Consider the following 13874-nt stretch of genomic DNA (forward strand, 5'->3'; position numbering starts at 1 on the left):
TATCGACGCTACTCGTACCGGTCTTTTGTCAATTCTCCCAACGGCAGTTGTCGGCGCTCCGTAGTGGAGCGCCGCGAAATCAGATATTTCCGCCCAATTCGTCCTCGATATGGGCGCGAATGATGTCTCGAAAGTCGGTCTCCGCGCGGAATCCCAGCGCGTGAGCGCGGGCGGTGTCGAAGTCGCGTGCCCAGCCATCGACGATGCGGATGATCGTCTCGTCCGGCTCGTGCCGGATCAGCGCGACCGCGCCGTCGCCGGCCACCGCGCGCAGCGCCTCTATCTCCTCGCCCACCGTGGCCGAGAGACCGGGCAGCGACAGGTTGCGCCGCCCGCCGAGCATCGCGGTGTCCAGCTCTGCCGCGTGCAGGCAGAACCCCACCGCCGCGCGCGGGCTGGCGAACCAGTGGCGCACGTCGGGCGAGACCGGCAGCACCGCGGGCTTGCCCGCCAGCGGCTCGCGCAGGATGTTGGAAAAGAACCCCGAGGCCGCCTTGTTCGGTGCGCCCGGCCGGATGCAGATCGTCGGGAACCGGATGCCGATGCCGTCGAAGAACCCACGCCGGGAATAATCGTTCAGCAACAACTCCCCGATCGCCTTCTGGGTGCCGTAGCTGGTCAGCGGCGTGTGGAAGAACTCGTCGCCGATCTTCTCGGGGAAGGGCGCGCCGAAGACCGCGATGGACGAGGCGAAGATCACCCGGGGCCGGTAGCCCTCGGCCAGGCGGATCGCGTCGAACAGCCAGCGCGTACCGTCGAGGTTGATCGCATAACCCTTGTCGAAATCCGCCTCGGCCTCGCCCGAGACGATGGCGGCGAGGTGAAAGATCACCTCGGGCCGCGCGCCGATCAGCCGCTCTGCCGTGCCCGGCACGGAAAGGTCGGCGGTCTCGGTCGCGATCTTCACTCGGCTTTCCGGGGCCGTCGGGGCGACCACGTCGACCAGCGTCAGCCGGTCGATCTCCACCCCTGCCAGCGTGCCGTCACGCGCCAGCCGCTCGGCCAGTTTTCGGCCGATCATGCCGGCGCCGCCGATGATCATTACATGCATGTGTTTCCTCCCTCGCAAATCGTCCGGTCAGCCCGGGGAATGCGTCTCCCTCTCGGCTGGATGCGCCACCCCGTCCTCCCCGGTGGCAGCGCGCGTGTCTTCGTCGTTCGCCCGCGCGAGGATCGCCTTCGTCGTGCGGGTGATGTTGTCGAGATGGTCGGCAAAGGCCGCCTGCACCGCGGCCCTGTCATGCGCCTTCAGCCCGGCCAGGATGCGCCGGTGATCGCCGGTCGACCGCGCGACCGCCCCCGGCTCGGCCATGGCGCTGCGCCGAAGCGCGATCATGTAGGTGTAGAGATCCATCACCAGTTCGGCCATCAGCAGGTTGCCGCAGGCGAGGTAGATCGTGCTGTGAAACTCCCGGTCGGACAGCATGAAGCGGACCGGATCGTCGCCGACGCGCGACTGCTCGGCGACCATGGTCGACAGCCGCGCCAGCGTCGCGTTGTCGATCCGCTCCGCCGCGTCGCCCACCACCTGCTGTTCGATCAGCCGGCGCGCCGCGTGGACCTGGTCGAGGTCGTAGCGGTTCACCTCGCGCGGGCGCATGACGCCCACCTCGATCGCGCCGACCTCGTCGCTGATCACACGGGTGCGCGCACCATGGGTCACGTCGACCAGGCCGCGCGCGGCCAGCATCTGCACCGCCCCGCGCACGGTTTCACGGCTGACCCCGAAAGCATCGGCAAGGCCGCGTTCTCCCGGCAGCGCATCGCCGATCCGCAGCATGCCCGAGGCGATCTGCAGCGCGATCTTGCGAAACACCACTTCGCGCATCGACTGCGGGCCGAAGCCCGCGCCGAGACCGGGGTCATGCGCGATAAGATCGGACCGGGAAGGGGTGCCGGTATCCACGGGGCCTCACAACGGGTCTACTGGTCCATCCACCAGACCAGTTGCCGCGCCACCGGTCAAGGCCGCTGTCCCGCGCGCCGGTCATTTCGGGGTGATCGACGCTGCCGGGTCAGCCGCCGGCCTTCGACGCGGGACTGGGCGTGGGACTGGACGCGGGATCGGGCGCAGGGCTGGACGCGGGTGACCGGTCGGGGCCGGGGGCGGCGCCCTCCTCGTCCTCCAACACGTTGCGGATATCCTCGGCCAGGTGCCACAGATGCTGGTCGATCGCCTTGCGCGCCGCGCGCGGATCGCGGGCACGCAGGGCGGTGACGATCTGGCCATGCTCCGACACCACCCGCTCCCGGTTCCGGCGCTGGCGTGCCGAAAGATAGCGCGCGCGCCACAGCCGGGCGAGATAGGCCGAATGCGTCCCGGCCAGCGCGCGGTTGCGCGAGGCCTCGGCGATGGCCCGGTGAAACGACATGTCGACCTCGAACATGTCGAGGGGATCGGTGGTGTCGAAATGTGCGCTCATGTGCTCGAGGATCTCGTCGAGCCGGTCGAGCTCGGCCTCCGAGGCATGGAGGCATGCGAGCTCCGCCGAAAGCTTCTCCAGCGCGATCAGCACCTGCACCTGGTCCGACACTTCCTTGAAACTCGGCTCGGCCACGATCGGGCTGCGCGAGGGCCGCAGGTTCACAAGCCCCTCCTGCGCAAGGATCCGGATCGCCTCGCGCACCGGCATGCGGCTCACGTCGAGCTCGGCCGCGACGTCCCGCTCCTTGATCTGCGCGCCGGGCGGCAGGGCGCCGCGCAGGATATCGCGGCGCAGCTTGTGCGCGATCTTCTGGGACAGGGGTTGCACGGCCATCGGTCGCACCTTTCGAACGTGGGGGCGGACCCCGGGGGTGAGACCGCGATGGTATACCGGTGCGGCAGGAGGGGAAACCTCCGCCGCGCGGTGCGGACCCAAGGGCAGGGGCCCGCGGGGGCGTGGCGTGGGGGGCGCGGCGTGGGGGGGCGGGGGAGTGAAACCCCCGCGGCCTGGCGCGTTCCGCCCTAGCCCCGGCCTATATAGGGCATGTTCGTGGCCATCACGGTGACGAACTGCACGTTGGCGTCCAGTGGCAGGCCCGCCATGTGCAGCACGGTGGAGGCCACATGCGCCACGTCCATCACCGGCTCCACGGCGATTGAGCCATCGGCCTGCGGCATGCCCGTGGTCATCGCCTGCGCCATGTCGGTCAGCGCGTTGCCGATGTCGATCTGCCCGCAGGCGATGTCGAATGGCCGCCCGTCGAGCGAGATCGTCCGGGTGAGCCCTGTGATCGCGTGTTTCGAGGCGGTATAGGCGGCCGAGCCCCAGCGCGGGACATGGGCCGAGATCGAGCCGTTGTTGATGATCCGGCCGCCCTGTGGCGACTGGCGGCGCATCAGCGCGAAGGCCGCGCGGGCGGCGATGAAGGCGCCGGTGAGGTTGATGTCGATCACCCTGCGCCAGTCGTCCACAGCGATCTCGTCGATCGGGGCGCCGGGGATGTTGACGCCCGCGTTGTTGAACAGCGCGTCGAGATGGCCCCACGCGTCCTGCGCCCGGGCAAAGGCCGCCTCGACCGCCGCCTCGTCGCTGACGTCACAGGGCAGGACGAGGGCGCGGTCCGATCCGCCCGCGGTCTCTTCCAGCGCCTCGGCGCGGCGGCCGATCAGGCCCACGTGCCAGCCGGCGTCGAGAAAGGCGCGTGCCGTGGCGCGGCCGATCCCGGCGCTGGCGCCGGTGATGATGATGCTCTGGCTCATGGCGCGGTGTCCTCCCTCCGGGCCGGTTTCAATGGTTGTCGCGGGGCAGGTCGCGGGCCACCTTGTGGTAGGCGGTCGCCAGCTCCAGGCAGCCGCCGTCGGCAAGCTGGCCCACATGGGTGCGGTAGATCTCCTGCCACGGGGTCTGGTTGTGGATCTCGGGCGGGGTCCAGGCGGATTTGCGGGCTTCCCACTCCGCCGGATCAACCAGCGCCTCCATCGTCGAGGCGGTGAGGTCGAGGCGCACGCGGTCGCCGGTCTGCAGATAGGCCAGCCCGCCGCCCACCACCGATTCCGGCGAGGCGTTCAGGATCGAGGGACTTTCCGAGGTGCCCGATTGCCGCCCGTCGCCCACCGTGGGCAGGTGGTTGATCCCCTGCTTCAGCAGGGCGTCCGGCGGCTGCATGTTGACCACCTCGGCCGAGCCGGGGTAGCCCACGCAGCCCACGTTACGGATGAACAGCATGGAATGTTCGTCGATCTCCAGCGCCGGGTCGTTGATCCTTGCGTGGTAATCCTCGGGCCCTTCGAAGACCACGGCGCGGGCCTCGTGGATGCCTTCGCGGCCGGGTTCCGACAGGAAGCGCGCACGGAAATCCTCGGAGATCACCGAGGTCTTCATCAGCGCGGAAGCGAAGAGGTTGCCCGACAGCACCTTGAACCCCGCGTTGGTCCGGAGCGGCCGGTCATAGGGGGCGATCACGTCCGCGTCGGTGCTGTCGCGGCCCTTCAGGTTCTCGCCCATGGTCCGGCCCGTGGCGGTCATCGCGCCCGTGTGCAGGCGCCCGGCCTTGGCCAGTTCCGCCATCACCGCAGGCACGCCGCCCGCGCGGAAGAAGCTTTCGCCCAGATATTCCCCGGCGGGCTGCATGTTCAGCAGCAGCGGCTCGGCATAGCCCACCGTCTCCCAATCCTTCACGTCGAGGGGGACGCCCGCGTGCCGGGCGATTGCCTGCAGATGCGGCGGCGCGTTGGTGGATCCGCCGATCGCGGTGTTCACCCGGATGGCGTTCTCGAAGGCCTCGCGGGTCAGGATGTCCGAGGGTTTCAGATCCTCCAGCACCATCGACACGATGCGCTTGCCGGTCTCGTAGGCCATCGCCATGCGCTCCCGGAACGGCGCGGGGATCGCGGAATTGCCGGTCAGCGACATCCCCAGCGCCTCGGCCATCGCGTTCATGGTCGAGGCAGTGCCCATCGTGTTGCAATGCCCGAGAGACGGCGCAGAGGCGCAGACCCGGCCCATGAACTCGTCATAGTCGATCTTGCCCTCGGCCAGCAGGCGGCGCGATTCCCAGATGATCGTGCCCGAACCCGCGCGCTTGCCCTTCCACCAGCCGTCCAGCATCGGGCCGCCGTTCAGGGCGATCGCCGGGATGTCCACCGTGGCCGCGCCCATCAGCATGGCGGGCGTGGTCTTGTCGCAGCCAGTGGTCAGCACCACGCCGTCGATTGGATAGCCATGCAACACCTCGACCAGGCTGAGGTAGGCAAGGTTGCGGTCGAGCGCGGCGGTGGGGCGTTTGCCGGTCTCCTGGATCGGGTGGACGGGGAATTCCATCGGAATGCCGCCGCCGTCACGGATGCCCGCCTTGATCCGGTCCATCAGGAAGACGTGGATCTTGTTGCAGGGTGCCAGATCCGAACCGGTGTTCGCAATTCCGATGACCGGCCGTTCGGACTGGAGTTCCTCGCGGGTGTATTCCTGGTTCTGGTAGCGTTCGAGGTAGAGCGCCGTCATGCCCGGGTTGTTGGGGTTGTCGAACCATTCCTGCGAACGAAAGCGCCGGTGCGCGCGCGTGTCGGCCATCTCGTAGCTCTCCTTGATCGGGGCGGGAACTCGGCGCCGCGCCCGGGGTCAGTCTTTCAATTTGGTATACCAAGTTCAAGCGAAAACTGGCGTGCTCAGGCGCTGATGGTGAACCCGCCGTCGACGTAGAGGACATGGCCGTTGACGAAGCTGGCCGCATCGGAGGCAAGGAAGACGCAGGCGCCGACCAGCTCTTCCAGCCGGCCCCAGCGGCCCGCGGGGGTACGGTCGACCAGCCAGTCGGTGAATTTCGGGTCGGCGACGAGGGCGGCATTCAGCGGCGTGTCGAAATAGCCCGGCGCGATGGCGTTGCAGGTCAGCCCGTGGCGCGCCCACTCGGTGGCCATGCCCGCGGTAAGGTTGACGATGGCACCTTTCGAGGCGCCGTAGGGCGTGATCCCGGGCCGCGCCATCCGCGCCATGGCCGAGGCGATGTTGATGATGCGGCCCTTGCCGCGGGGGATCATGTGGCGCGCGGCGGCCTGGCCCACGTAGAAGGCAGAGCCGAGATTGGTGCGCATGAGCCGCTCGAAAGTCTCGGTCGGAAATTCCTCCAGTGGGGCGCGGTGCTGCATGCCCGCGTTGTTCACGAGGATGTCCAGGGGGCCGGTCGCGGCCTCGAACCCGTCGATCGCGGTGCGCGCCGCTGCCGGATCGGAGACGTCGAAGGGCAGGGCGGTGGCGTCGAACCCCTCATCGCGCAGCTCGGTCACCGCCGTGTCCAGCCGCTCTGCGTTGCGCGCATTCAGCACGACGCTGGCGCCCGCCTGCGCCAGCCCGCGTGCCAGCGTGCGGCCGATCCCCATCGAGGCGCCGGTGACCAGTGCCCGGCGTCCGTTCAGGTCGAATAGATCCATTTTGTCCTCTGCTCCTCTGCCGCGCCGGGGGCGCCTCACGGGCAAAGCCGGCACGGGCAAGGTTGACAAGCCCCGCCGAACCCGTTTCATCGGGGATGGTATACCATGGCGGCGGGGGCGCAAGGTCCCGCCCGGCGAGGGAGGCGCTTGCATGGGACGTCAGGAGGGAAATCCGGGGAGCGGGACCAGAGCGGATCACTCGGCGCTGATCGCAGAGCTGTCCGCACTTCTGGGCGCGCGGCTCAGCACCAGCGCCGCGGTGCTGGAACAGCACGGGCGGTGCGAAACCTACCTGCCGCTCACCCCGCCCGACGCGGTGGCCTTCCCCGAGACGACCGCCGAGGTCTCGGCCATCGTCGCGGCCTGTCATCGCGCCGGCTGCCCGGTCACGGCCTATGGCGCGGCGACCTCGCTTGAGGGGCATCATCTGGCTGTGGCGGGGGGGATCAGCCTCGACATGAGCCGGATGAACCGGCTGCTGGAGGTGCATCCCGAGGATTTGAACGCCATCGTGCAGCCCGGCCTGACCCGCGTCGCGCTGAACGAGGGGCTGCGCGCGACCGGCCTGTTCTTCCCTGTCGATCCGGGTGCGGATGCCAGCCTTGGCGGCATGGCGGCGACCCGGGCGTCGGGCACCACGGCGGTGCGCTATGGCACGATGCGCGAGAACGTGCTGGCACTGGAGGCGGTGATGTCGGACGGCAGCGTGATCCGTACCGGCAGCCGCGCGCGGAAATCCTCGACCGGTTACGACCTCACGCACCTGCTGATCGGGTCCGAGGGGACGCTGGGGATCATCACCGAACTGACGCTGAAACTGCAGGGCGTACCGGAGCAGATCGCGGCCGCGACCTGCCGGTTCGCAAGCGTCGAGGATGCGGTGAACTGCGTGATCGCGACGATCCAGTCGGGCGTGCCGATGGCGCGGATCGAGCTGGTGGACGAGATGATGGTGCGCGGGTTCAACGCCTATGCCGACGCGGGGCTTCCGGAAAAACCACATCTTTTCATCGAGTTTCACGGCGGCCCTAAGGCGGTTTCCGAACAGGTGGAGGCCTTCGCGGCCCTTGCCGGGGATTTTGGCGCCGAGGGCTGGCAGGCCGCCGACACGACCGAGGGGCGCAACGCGCTCTGGTCGATGCGGCACAAGGCGCATTACGCGGGGCAGGCGCTGGCCCGGGGCAAGAAGGTCTGGCCCACCGATGTCTGCGTGCCGATCTCGGCGCTGGCCGAGGCGGTGTTGCAGGCGCAGCGCGACGCGGTGCAGCTGGGGTTGATCGCCACCATCGTCGGCCACGTCGGCGACGGCAATTTCCACGCCGGGATCTGCGTCGACCCCGAGGATGCCGACGAGATGCGCCGCGCGCACGATTTCACCCATGCGCTGGCCGAGACGGCGCTGCGCCTTGGCGGCACGGTCAGCGGCGAGCACGGCGTCGGCCTTGGCAAACAGGTCTACATGAACGCCGAACATGGCGCCGCGCTGGCCTGGATGCGGGCGGTGAAATCCGCGCTCGACCCGAAGGGAATCCTGAACCCCGGCAAAGTGCTGCCCCCCGAGACCGAAAGCTGAGAGAGGCCCCATGCTGCCCAAGACCAATCCCGACTCCGCGGCCTGTTTTGTCGGCCGCGTCTGGCGCCCGGGCCTCGGTCCCGCGTTGGTACGCCTCGACGGCGAGACGCTGACCGACATCACCAGCCGCGCCCTGCCGACGATGCAGGCGCTGTGCGAGGCCGCGGATCCGGCCGCGGCGGCACGTGCCGCGCCGGGCGTTCCCATCGGTACGCTGACCGACCTGGGCACCGACCCGGAGGCGGGGCCCGTGCTTCTGGCGCCCCCGGACCTTCAGGCGATCAAGGCCGCCGGCGTGACCTTCGCCGCCTCGATGGTCGAGCGCGTGATCGAGGAGCAGGCCGCGGGCGACCCCGACCGCGCCGAGGCGATCCGCGCCCGGGTCGTCGCGATCATCGGCGACAGCCTGTCGGGCATCGCGCCGGGGTCGGAAAAGGCCGCGCAGGTCAAGACGGTGCTGCAGGCCGAGGGGCTCTGGTCGCAATATCTCGAGGTGGGCATCGGCCCGGATGCCGAGGTATTCACCAAGTGCCCGCCCATGGCCTCGGTCGGGGCCGGGGCGGAGATCGGCCTTCTGCCCGGGTCGCGCTGGAACAACCCGGAGCCGGAACTTGTGCTGGCGGTAGGCTCCACCGGCCGGATCGTCGGCGCGACGCTGGGCAACGACGTGAACCTGCGCGATATCGAGGGGCGCTCGGCGCTGCTGCTGCCCAAGGCCAAGGACAACAACGCCTCTTCCGCCATCGGGCCGTTCCTGCGGCTTTTCGACGATGGCTATGGCCTTGACGACGTGCGTCGGGCCGAGCTGTCGATGCGGGTCGAGGGGGAGGACGGCTTCGTCCTCGACGGCAGCTCCTCGATGTCCGAGATCAGCCGCGACCCGGCCGACATCGTGGCGCAGACGATCGGGCGGCACCACCAGTATCCCGACGGTTTCTTCCTCTACCTCGGCACGATGTTCGCCCCGGTCAAGGATCGCGACGGGCCGGGGCAGGGCTTCACCCATCATCCGGGCGACGTGGTCACGATCACCGAGCCGTCGCTGGGCAGTCTGACGAATGTCGTGCGGCTGTCGACCGAGGCCCCGGAATGGACCTTCGGCACCGCGGCGCTGATGCGCAATCTCGCGGGGCGGGGGCTGCTTTAGCCCGCCGCCCGGGGGCAGGCCTCAGTTGACCGGCGTCAACAGGTCCTTGCCGTCGAGGAACGCCGCCACGTTGTCGCGCTGCAGCTGACCCATCGCCGCCCGCGTCTCGATCGTGGCCGAGCCGACATGCGGCTGGATCGCGACGTTTTCCATCGCGAAGAAGCGCGGGTCCACCGTCGGTTCGTTGAGAAAGACGTCGAGGCCCGCACCGGCAAGCCGGCCGTTGCGCAGGGCGTCGATCATCGCCTCCTCGTCGATCGTCGTCCCGCGCGAGATGTTGACGATCACCCCGTTGGTCCCCAGCGCCTCGATCACCTCGGCCGAGACGATGCCTGCCGTCTCGGTCCCGCCGACCACGGCGACGACGAGGTAGTCGACCGCCTCGGCCAGCGCGACCGGGTCGGGATGGTGGGTCCAGCCGGGGGTGTCTTTTTCCGACCGCGACCAGTAGTGGATCTCCATCTTGAAGGCGGCGAGGCGGTCGGCGATCTCGCGCCCGATCCGGCCGAGGCCGAGGATGCCGACGCGCCCGCCGCTGATCTTGCGGGTCAGCGGAAAGGCGCCTTGCAGCGCCCATTTTCCGGCCCGCAGATGCGCCTCCGACTGGGCAAGCTGCCGGGTCTGCATCAGCAGAAGCGCCACCGCCAGATCGGCCACGTCGTCGTTCAGGACATCGGGGGTGTTGGTCACCCGCACACCCCGCTCCGTCGCCGCGCCGACGTCGATCGCGTCGTAACCGACGCCGAAATTGGCGATCAGCCCGAGGTTCGGAAGCTTGTCCATCACCGCGCCGCCGAAGGGCGCGTGCCCCGCATAGGCAACCGTCGTCACCGCGGCCCGGGCGTCTTCGTCCAGGCTGTCGAGCGCGTCGAGCCCGTCCAGCATCGTTGCGCCGAGATCGGATTCAAGCGCGGCACGGTCGGTGTCGCGGTAGGTCCCGATGGCAAGGGTCGCGGTCATGGCAAGGCTCCGTTGTCCGAGGTTTGGTATACCAGAGAAGGGCAGGCGTGGCGGCGGAAGTCAAGACGGGCGGGCCCGGGGCGCCGGGGCGACTCTCAGATCCCCCGCGCCTCTGCCAGCCAGCCGAGGGAGGCCTCCGTCGGGCCGGCCGGCTTGTATTCCGCGCCGAGGGGACGCCGCCAGCCGAGGCGCCGGATCTCGGCGAAGACGAAGGGATAGTTGAGCTCGCCGTGGTCGGGCGGGCCACGATCGGGGGCGGCGGCGAACTGGATGTGCCCGACGAGGGGCAGGAGCGTGGCCAGCCGGGTGGTGACGTCGCCCTCGGTCCGCTGCACGTGGTAGCAGTCGAACATCAGCCGCAGGTTCGGTACGCCGAGGCCGTCGATCAGGGCGGCGGCCTGTTCCGTGTCGCGCAGGAAATAGCCCGGCGCGTCATGGCGGTTCAGCGGCTCGATCAGGATCGTCCGGCCCGCCTCGGCCGCGCGGCGGGCGGCATAGCGCAGGTTGGCGGCGAAGGTCTCGTGCGCCTCCGCGCCGTTCGCGAACCCCGCCATCACGTGGATGTTCGCCGCGTCGATCCGCGCGGCATAATCCAGCGCCTCGTCGATCGCGGTGCGGGCCTCCGCCTCGCGCCCCGGCAGGGCGGCAAGGCCATTCTCGCCGGGCCGGCCGCGTCGGGTGTTGAGGCCGAGCATGGCAAGGCCCGTCTCCTCCAGCGCCGCGCGCACCTCGTTCGCGCCCTGATCGTAGGGCCAGTGGCATTCGACCGCGTCGAAACCGGCGGCAGCCGCGGCGCGGATCGCGTCGGCCAGCGGCCGGTCTGCCCAGAGAAACCCGAGATTGGCCGAGAATTTCATCCGTCCCACTCCACGTCGAACCTGTCCACCACCTGCGAGACCTGGCCGGCCTCGAGCATCCGTGCGCCGGTGCCCCGCGTCAGAAGCGCCAGCCGTGCCGTCGCCTCCAGTTCCTCGATCGCGGCGCAGGCGGCCCGGACATCGCGCCCCGCGACCACGGGCCCGTGGTTCGCCAGCATCACCGCCGAGCGTTTGCCCGCCAGCCCGCGCACCGCACCGGCCATCGCCGGATCGCCCGGAAGGAAGAACGGAAGCAACTTCACCCTTCCCAGCAACATCACCGCGTAAGGCGTTGCCGGCGGGAGAAAATCCTCCACGTCAACTTCCGGCATCATGGACCAGGCGACCGCGTGGCAGGAATGCAGGTGCACTACCGCACCGGCGCTGCCGCGGGTTTCGTAGAACGCGGAATGCAGCGGCATTTCCTTGGTGGGCCGGTCGCCCCCGACCTGCCGCCCGGTGGTGTCGAACCGTGCCAGACGGGCGGGATCGAGCCTGCCGAAGGAACTCCCGGTCGGCGTCACCAGCAGGCCGCCATCGGGTGTGCGGGCCGAGATGTTGCCGGTCGTCCCGTGGGTCAGTCCGCGATCGAAAAGCGACCGGGCAAGGGCGCAGATCTCCTCGCGCAGGCGGGTTTCTTCGCTCATGGGGCCTCCAGTGCGGCGAGGGCTTCGGAAAAGAACGCCTCGCCCCCGAAGTTGCCGGATTTGAGCGCCAGCGCAACCGTTTCCCCTGCCGATGTGCCAAAGCACCAGGGCACGCCCGGCGCGATCTCGGCCCCGATGTCCAGCCGCGCCACCCCAAGCGCGCCGGTCACGGCGCCCGAGGTCTCGCCCCCCGCGACGACGAAACGACGGGCGCCAAGGTCGCGGGCGGTCTGTGCGAGACTGGCCAGCGCCGCCTCGACCACCGCACCCGCCCGGTCGCGGCCCAACGCCTTCTGCGCGGCGGCCACCGCCTCCGGCTCGGCCGTGGCGTAGATCAGGGGCGCGGCGGCAAGATCCTGCCCCGCCAGCCATTTGGCCGCGCTCTCCGGCCCCTCGCGGTCCAGCGTCACCGGGTCGAGCGACAGCGCCGGCCGGCCCAGCTTGCGATAGGCCGCCACCTGCGCCCGGGTCATCGCCGAACAACTGCCCGACAGCACCACCGCCGCGTTCGACAGCCGCGGCGGCGCAGGGCGATCCGCGGCGCGTGCGGCCCCCAGCTGGCGGGCCAGCGGCAGGGCCAGCGCGGAGCCGCCGGTCAACAGCGCGAAGTTGCGGCAGGCCTCGGCGATCACCTCCAGATCGGCATCCTCCACCGCGTCGGCGATCACATGCGCCACCCCCTCATCCGCCATCTTCGCCAGCGCCCCGGCCAGCGCCGCGGAGCCGCGCGCGACGGTGGGCCTGTCGGCGAGGCCCACGCGACCCGCGACCTGCGGCGCGAGCAGACGCATCAGGTTGGAATCGCGCATCGGCGTCAGCGGATGGTCCTTCATCGGGCTTTCCGCCAGCGGTTGCTGCCCGACGAACAGGTTGCCCATGTAGACCGAGCGGCCGTTCTCCGGGAAGGCGGGGCAATAGATCGTCTGGCCGGTCCCGAGCATCTGCATCAGGGCTTCGGCCACCGGGCCGATGTTGCCGCGGGGCGTGGAATCGAAGGTCGAGCAATATTTCCAGAACGCCTGCCGCGCGCCTGCCGCCTGAAGCCAGCCAAGGGCGGCGCGCGCCTCGGCCACCGCCTTATCGACCGGCGCGGTGCGGATCTTCAGCGCGATCACCTCGAACGGGGCGGCATCGGCGGACGGTCCCTCGGGCACGCCGATCCGCAGCGAGACTCGGGCGCCGCTGCGGGCGAGCAAGCCGGCAAGGTCGGTCGCGCCGGTGAAATCATCCGCGATCGCACCCAGAAGCGGCGTCATGGTGTCTCTCCCGGCAGGGTCAGCCCCGCGGCGCGGGCGTAGACCTTGGCGACGGCGGCGTCGTCTTCCTGTCCCAGGCCCTGCGCGGCGGCTTCGGTAAATCGGCCGAGAGCGGCCTTGGCAAGCGGCGCCTCGAACCCAGCCTCTCGCGCGATTTCCAGAACGATCCCAAGGTCTTTCGGCCAGATATTCACCTGGCTCTTGGGGCTGTAATCGCCCGCCACCACATGCGGCGCGCGGTTCTCCAGCATCCAGCTGGTGCCCGCGCATCTGGAGATCACCTCGAGGAAGGTCGCGGGCGCCACGCCCTGGGTCATGCCGAAGGTCAGCGCCTCGGCCATCGCGGCGATATGGGTGCCGGCAAGCATCTGGTTCACCGCCTTCATCGCCGATCCTGCGCCCGCCTCGGGACCCAGGTCGAACACGGTCTCGGCCATGGCGTCCAGCACCGGGCGCGCCGCGGCAAAGCTTGCGGGCCCGCCCGATGCCATGATGCTCAGCCGTCCCTCGGCCGCCTTGGCCGCCCCGCCCGAGATCGGCGCGTCGAGATAGTGAAGCCCCATCGTCGCGGCCCGTGCGGCCATGTCGCGGGCGAAGGCGGGGGGCACGGTCGCGCAGGACAGGATCACCGCGCCGGGCCGCATCCGGGGCGCGATCCCCTCGGGGCCGAACAGAACCGCCTCGGTCTGCGCGGCGTTCAGCACCACGACCACCACCGCGTCGAGCGCGCCGGCATGATCGGCGGGCGCCCCCGGCTGTCCGCCCGCCGCCACCAGGGCGGTGATCCGCGCCGGGTCGATATCCTGCCCCCGGACCCGATGCCCCGCCCGGACCAGCGACAGCGCCATCCCCGCGCCCATCGACCCCAGCCCGATCACCGCGATGTCCCGCGTCCCGTCCCGCTCCTGCATGCGCAATCCTCCCTGCCGCGTTGAAAAATGGTATACCAGACCGTTCGTCAGGATCAAACGCCGACCCGCCCGCGGATCGAGGAAAACCGCCTGCCAGGCCGGGCGCCTCTTCCGGGGCGGCCCGCAGTGCGCTGATGCACCGGTCGTCACGCGGGGCTTGACAGATGCACA

General features: G+C 69.8%; 13 protein-coding genes. 2 read left to right on the forward strand and 11 right to left on the reverse strand.

The window, feature by feature from the left end:
- Window positions 1–79 precede the first annotated feature (79 nt).
- From denD to CVV76_RS02420, 6 genes are all read right to left on the reverse strand, one after another.
- Window positions 80–1051: a D-erythronate dehydrogenase gene (denD, locus tag CVV76_RS02395; RefSeq protein ID WP_102223036.1), complete on the reverse strand. Its 972-nt coding sequence runs from the start codon at window positions 1049–1051 to the stop codon at window positions 80–82.
- Window positions 1052–1078: 27 nt separating this feature from the next.
- Window positions 1079–1906 carry a FadR/GntR family transcriptional regulator gene (locus CVV76_RS02400; RefSeq protein ID WP_199178478.1) on the reverse strand — a complete coding sequence of 276 codons (828 nt, stop codon included), beginning with the start codon at window positions 1904–1906 and terminating at the stop codon, window positions 1079–1081.
- 109 nt (window positions 1907–2015) lie between these two features.
- Window positions 2016–2759 (reverse strand): GntR family transcriptional regulator, encoded by a 744-nt coding sequence (locus CVV76_RS02405; protein WP_102223037.1) that lies wholly within the window; start codon window positions 2757–2759, stop codon window positions 2016–2018.
- Between the two features lie 188 nt (window positions 2760–2947).
- On the reverse strand, window positions 2948–3685 hold the full coding sequence (locus tag CVV76_RS02410; RefSeq protein ID WP_102223038.1) for an SDR family oxidoreductase: 738 nt from the start codon (window positions 3683–3685) through the stop codon (window positions 2948–2950).
- A gap of 28 nt (window positions 3686–3713) precedes the next feature.
- Window positions 3714–5495 (reverse strand): IlvD/Edd family dehydratase, encoded by a 1782-nt coding sequence (locus CVV76_RS02415; RefSeq protein ID WP_102223039.1) that lies wholly within the window; start codon window positions 5493–5495, stop codon window positions 3714–3716.
- A 95-nt stretch (window positions 5496–5590) separates the two neighbouring features.
- Window positions 5591–6352 carry an SDR family oxidoreductase gene (locus CVV76_RS02420; RefSeq protein ID WP_102223040.1) on the reverse strand — a complete coding sequence of 254 codons (762 nt, stop codon included), beginning with the start codon at window positions 6350–6352 and terminating at the stop codon, window positions 5591–5593.
- 151 nt (window positions 6353–6503) lie between these two features.
- Between CVV76_RS02420 and CVV76_RS02425 the strand changes: the two genes are divergently transcribed.
- Together CVV76_RS02425 and CVV76_RS02430 are read left to right on the forward strand one after the other, a co-directional pair.
- A complete protein-coding gene (locus CVV76_RS02425) occupies window positions 6504–7925 on the forward strand; it encodes an FAD-binding oxidoreductase (protein ID WP_102223041.1) in 1422 nt (473 codons plus the stop codon).
- A gap of 10 nt (window positions 7926–7935) precedes the next feature.
- Window positions 7936–9072 carry a fumarylacetoacetate hydrolase family protein gene (locus CVV76_RS02430; RefSeq protein ID WP_102223042.1) on the forward strand — a complete coding sequence of 379 codons (1137 nt, stop codon included), beginning with the start codon at window positions 7936–7938 and terminating at the stop codon, window positions 9070–9072.
- Window positions 9073–9093: 21 nt separating this feature from the next.
- Here the strand turns inward: CVV76_RS02430 and CVV76_RS02435 are convergent, their stop codons facing one another.
- From CVV76_RS02435 to ltnD, 5 genes are all read right to left on the reverse strand, one after another.
- Window positions 9094–10032, reverse strand: a complete 939-nt coding sequence (locus CVV76_RS02435; RefSeq protein ID WP_102223043.1) for a 2-hydroxyacid dehydrogenase — start codon at window positions 10030–10032, stop codon at window positions 9094–9096.
- Between the two features lie 95 nt (window positions 10033–10127).
- Entirely contained in the window at window positions 10128–10889 is a 762-nt protein-coding gene (locus CVV76_RS02440; protein ID WP_102223044.1) for a hydroxypyruvate isomerase family protein, read from the reverse strand.
- Window positions 10886–11536, reverse strand: a complete 651-nt coding sequence (gene otnC / locus CVV76_RS02445; RefSeq protein WP_102223045.1) for a 3-oxo-tetronate 4-phosphate decarboxylase — start codon at window positions 11534–11536, stop codon at window positions 10886–10888. The genes CVV76_RS02440 and otnC overlap by 4 nt, the downstream gene beginning before the upstream one ends.
- The gene (gene otnK, locus CVV76_RS02450) at window positions 11533–12792 is read right to left on the reverse strand and encodes a 3-oxo-tetronate kinase (protein WP_102223046.1); all 1260 of its coding nucleotides are present in this window, start codon (window positions 12790–12792) and stop codon (window positions 11533–11535) included. Before otnK ends, otnC begins: the two co-directional genes overlap by 4 nt.
- A complete protein-coding gene (gene ltnD / locus CVV76_RS02455) occupies window positions 12789–13703 on the reverse strand; it encodes an L-threonate dehydrogenase (protein ID WP_102223047.1) in 915 nt (304 codons plus the stop codon). Before ltnD ends, otnK begins: the two co-directional genes overlap by 4 nt.
- Window positions 13704–13874: the final 171 nt, after the last annotated feature.

Source organism: Acidimangrovimonas sediminis, from assembly GCF_002871005.1.
Classification (GTDB): Bacteria; Pseudomonadota; Alphaproteobacteria; order Rhodobacterales; family Rhodobacteraceae; genus Acidimangrovimonas; species Acidimangrovimonas sediminis.

Coding starts and splice junctions, on each gene's coding strand:
- denD (WP_102223036.1), bottom strand. CDS start 1,051: ATGCATGTAATGATCATCGGCGGCGCCGGCATGATCGGCCGAAAACTG.
- CVV76_RS02405 (WP_102223037.1), bottom strand. CDS start 2,759: ATGGCCGTGCAACCCCTGTCCCAGAAGATCGCGCACAAGCTGCGCCGC.
- CVV76_RS02410 (WP_102223038.1), bottom strand. CDS start 3,685: ATGAGCCAGAGCATCATCATCACCGGCGCCAGCGCCGGGATCGGCCGC.
- CVV76_RS02415 (WP_102223039.1), bottom strand. CDS start 5,495: ATGGCCGACACGCGCGCGCACCGGCGCTTTCGTTCGCAGGAATGGTTC.
- CVV76_RS02420 (WP_102223040.1), bottom strand. CDS start 6,352: ATGGATCTATTCGACCTGAACGGACGCCGGGCACTGGTCACCGGCGCC.
- CVV76_RS02425 (WP_102223041.1), top strand. CDS start 6,504: ATGGGACGTCAGGAGGGAAATCCGGGGAGCGGGACCAGAGCGGATCAC.
- CVV76_RS02430 (WP_102223042.1), top strand. CDS start 7,936: ATGCTGCCCAAGACCAATCCCGACTCCGCGGCCTGTTTTGTCGGCCGC.
- CVV76_RS02435 (WP_102223043.1), bottom strand. CDS start 10,032: ATGACCGCGACCCTTGCCATCGGGACCTACCGCGACACCGACCGTGCC.
- CVV76_RS02440 (WP_102223044.1), bottom strand. CDS start 10,889: ATGAAATTCTCGGCCAATCTCGGGTTTCTCTGGGCAGACCGGCCGCTG.
- otnC (WP_102223045.1), bottom strand. CDS start 11,536: ATGAGCGAAGAAACCCGCCTGCGCGAGGAGATCTGCGCCCTTGCCCGG.
- otnK (WP_102223046.1), bottom strand. CDS start 12,792: ATGACGCCGCTTCTGGGTGCGATCGCGGATGATTTCACCGGCGCGACC.
- ltnD (WP_102223047.1), bottom strand. CDS start 13,703: ATGCAGGAGCGGGACGGGACGCGGGACATCGCGGTGATCGGGCTGGGG.